The 3865-nt window shown below is 45.0% G+C and carries 3 protein-coding genes; 1 reads left to right on the plus strand and 2 read right to left on the minus strand.

Annotated features, from left to right (window positions below; genetic code table 11):
- Positions 1–1758, plus strand: a 1758-nt coding sequence (locus tag J0895_RS08090) for an ABC transporter ATP-binding protein (protein WP_207087594.1), incomplete at its 5' end; no start/stop codon positions are given.
- A gap of 137 nt (positions 1759–1895) precedes the next feature.
- Here the strand turns inward: J0895_RS08090 and mutT are convergent.
- A complete protein-coding gene (mutT, locus tag J0895_RS08095; protein ID WP_340643477.1) occupies positions 1896–2525 on the minus strand; it encodes an 8-oxo-dGTP diphosphatase MutT in 630 nt (209 codons plus the stop codon).
- Between the two features lie 641 nt (positions 2526–3166).
- Entirely contained in the window at positions 3167–3511 is a 345-nt protein-coding gene (locus tag J0895_RS08100; protein WP_207087595.1) for a DUF760 domain-containing protein, read from the minus strand.
- Positions 3512–3865 lie beyond the last annotated feature (354 nt).

The following is a 3865-nucleotide window of genomic DNA, read 5'->3' on the forward strand; positions in this document are numbered from 1 at the left end:
CTGATCGTGTTAAAAAATGTAGCCTTGGTATCAAATAACCTCGTATCTGCTCATTTATCGCGATTGCTGGTCAAAGATATTCGGTTAAATGCCATACAATTATTGCTGGATATAGATATTGACTATTATTCAAAGACGAAATTAGGGGATATTCTCAATTATGTGAACCAAGAGATTGGGCGATGTTCCAGCGCGATTCGGATTGGAATTCGGACTCTGACCAACGCGATGACGGTTTTAATCTTTGTGGGGATTCTGATTTTAATCTCTTGGCAGCTCACCATTATCTCGACTCTTTTGTTAATGCTGGTCCCGCTCCTTTCTCAGTTTATCATCCGCCGTTCCAAGGAGTATGGGAGGATTCTGTCAGAAAAATCTCGGGCCTATAGTGGGGCATTAATTGAAGTATTAAATGGAATTCGTTTGGTCAAATCTACGGGGCAAGAGAAACCGGAGTATGACAAAATCAAGAGATTAATTGAGGAACGAGAAAAAGCCGAGATGCAATCCCAGGTGAACTACTCAATTATCGGACCTATGAATGAGCTGAGTGGTTTGATGGTGATTTTGGCGATTATTTTAGTGGGTCGATTTATATTTTCCAATCAGCTAGAGTCCCTATCAACAGTTTTACTAACCTATTTATTTGTCTTGTCTAGAGTAGTGCCAATGATTGGGCAGTTAAATAATAGCCGGAGTGAATTTGCTAATGTAATTCCCAGCACGATTATTGTTACCGAATTTTTGCGAAAAGATGACAAACCCTTGATGAAGAATGGGACGGAACCCTACAGAAAATTAGAAAAGGGAATTCACTTTGATCACCTGTCTTTTTCCTATACGGGACATAAAGATGTGGTCCTAAAGGATGTGGATTTATGGTTACCGAAAGGGACAACTTTGGCCTTGGTGGGGGGGTCTGGGGCAGGAAAATCGACCTTAGCAGATTTGCTCCCGAGATTTTACGATACTACAGAGGGACGGATCACGATTGATGGGAAAGACTTGCGAGACTTTGATCTCCGATCGCTGCGACAATCAATGGGCATCGTCAGTCAGGATACCTTTTTATTCAACGATTCGGTCCAAAATAATATCGCTTATGGGCGTCCCGATGCCACGGAGCAAGAGGTGATAGAAGCGGCAAAACTAGCCAATGCCTACGAATTCATTATGAACCTCCCGGAAGGATTCGATACACCCTTGGGCGATCGCGGGATTCTGCTTTCGGGAGGACAAAGACAACGGATTGCGATCGCCCGTGCATTACTTCATAATCCCGATATTTTAATCCTAGACGAAGCCACCAGCGCCCTGGATACCGTTTCCGAACATCTCGTCCAACAGGCGATCGAACGCCTCAGTCGCGATCGCACCACCCTGGTGATTGCTCACCGTTTGTCCACCGTCAAAAATGCCGATAAAATTGCCGTATTAGACAAAGGGCAAGTCGTTGAAACCGGCACCCATGAAGAACTCTTAAGCAAAGGCGGATACTATGCCAAACTCTACTCCATGCAGTTCTCCCTAGACACCCAAGACTTGGTGAAAAAAGCGCGCACCGAAACCTTAATGAATACCTCCTACGAAATTCGGACTCGCCTCAATCCCATGATTGGATTTTTGCGATTAATCGTAGATGATATCGTAGACTCTCCCCAAGAACTGCGAGAACTAACCCAGGAATCTTATGAATCAGCAATTCGATTGCTCAACACTTTAGAATATATGGAAAAAAGGTCTAAACTCGAAATTTAAAAACCCGGTTTTCCCGCCCTCCTGAACGTTCTAAATCGAGCAACCCTCCCTTAAACCTGCCACCGTAAAGACGCACCCAACTGAGGCATCTCTAACCTAAACCACTAACTTAATGCCTTAGCTGATTTGGATTCCGGCTACGGTTTAAACGAAGAATTGGGAGACTGACGTAACGCCTCAATAATCTTGACATTCGCTTTTGGAAAAGGAAACTGGTCGATTTCATCCAATCGCACCCAGCGCACCTCATCAGATTCCAACGCTTGCGGTTCTCCCGCAATATGACGACAATGATGAACCGTTAAAGTGACCCTAAAATGGGTATAAGCGTGTTCTAGGGTCATGAGTTTTGCACCCACTTCCACCGCGATCGCCAACTCTTCGCGAATTTCCCGGTGGATACAATCAGACACCGTTTCTCCCGGTTCAATTTTCCCTCCCGGAAATTCCCATAACCCTCCCAGGAGTCCTTCCTGACGTCGCCGATCAATTAAAATCTCCCCCTGATCATTCCAAATCACGGCCACACCAATTTGTTTATGGGGGAGGGGACTAGAAGTTTCACGCATGGGTAAATCAGCCTGCATTTGTAATTGATAAGCTTGACAATGAGCCATCCAAGGACAGCGACTACACTCAGGAGCCTTTGGAGTGCATAGAGTCGCCCCCAAATCCATTAAAGCCTGATTAAAATCCCGAGGATTTTCAGGATCCAGCAAGAGTTCTGAACACTGCCATAACAGCTTCATCGCCTTTGCCGGTGGCACCTGCAACCCTATGAGTACAGGTATGGTGCTCGGCTGAGGGCGTCAAGCTAAAATAGCAAAATTCGGCAAACTCTGGGGTGAGCCTGCCGAGGTTCGAGTAATACTCTGCTTCTGATTTAATTTTTTCAACTCCACCCTACGACTCAACGCTCGATTTACTCATGAATTTTAGCTAGACAGACGGGAATCCCTCGCGCTTTACCGATCGAAGGTTAGTGTGGGATGAAAGGCGCGGTGAGATGAGGATTCCACACGCTTACAACCTCCCACGCTCACGGCTCAACGCCCTGAGCGTGTGGATGACGAGACGAACGACTCTTTATTGTTTTGAAAAGCACTACCCCACTAAAGCAAATATAATGAAGGAATTCTTTTTTTAACTAAATAAAGTTCAACTCCTTACGGAGTGGTGTTCTTTGCCAATGTTGTTCCAGGTTTGATGCTAACCACACTTGGAGGCTGCCAGTAGAAATGTTTAATGATTAACCGCAGTGTTTGGGACTAGAACGCGGCTGCCAAACCTACATCCCAAAGTGCCTATATATTCTGGAGTAACGTAGTAATCCTGGCTTAACGAATTACTGAGGCTAATGACACGCTCCTTAATTTCTTAAGAAGCCCGCACTGTAACGGTATTCCGTTCAGTGCGTGTTGTGGTCACGATGAGATTCGGTAAAATGTAAGGATTTTTCAAAGGCCATACGTTGTTCGGCATTGTGGAGAAAATAGCCACTAATCATCGCTGAGGCTAGAATCCGTCCGAGATGTTCGCGATTGGTGGTAATGGTGACGCCAAAGTGTTCTGGGGGCAGATTTCCTAACAAGCCGATGATGTTGCGTTCCATGACTTGAAAGACATCAGAGGAGCTAGGTCGAGAGAGTTGGGAAATGGCTTCCGGACTCAAGGATTGTAAGTAGTCCCACAGTAGATTATTTTCTCCTTCTTCTGAGAGAAATTCTGGCGGGCGATTGGATTCAGAGTTCATGATGATTGTACCTCTTAGGCTTGGATGGGCGTTTAGTTGTCTATTATCTGTTAAGTAAGATTGTAGGCTGAGATTCTTCTGTTCCGCTCCAGACTGAATTAAGGGGTCGATTTATGATTACAGTTATCAATGTTTCCCTAACTTATCTTTTTTACGGAGAAGGTGACCTCTATCTAAAGGGGTTAATCGGACTCCCTAAAAAGAAATAGCTTTTTATCCGAGTCGCCGAGTTAGCGAGAGATTTAAGCTGGGGAACTGAACAAAACTGGGCTAATTTTGAGAAGATTTAGCGATCAGAGCAAAGTGGTTCAGAGCAAGTCATCAACCGATCGCCAGGTTTGAGAGTTGACTGGC

The sequence above is a fragment of the Phormidium pseudopriestleyi FRX01 genome, from assembly GCF_017313335.1.
GTDB classification, from domain to species: Bacteria; Cyanobacteriota; Cyanobacteriia; order Cyanobacteriales; family Laspinemataceae; genus Laspinema; species Laspinema pseudopriestleyi.

Coding starts and splice junctions, on each gene's coding strand:
- J0895_RS08100 (WP_207087595.1), bottom strand. CDS start 3,511: ATGAACTCTGAATCCAATCGCCCGCCAGAATTTCTCTCAGAAGAAGGA.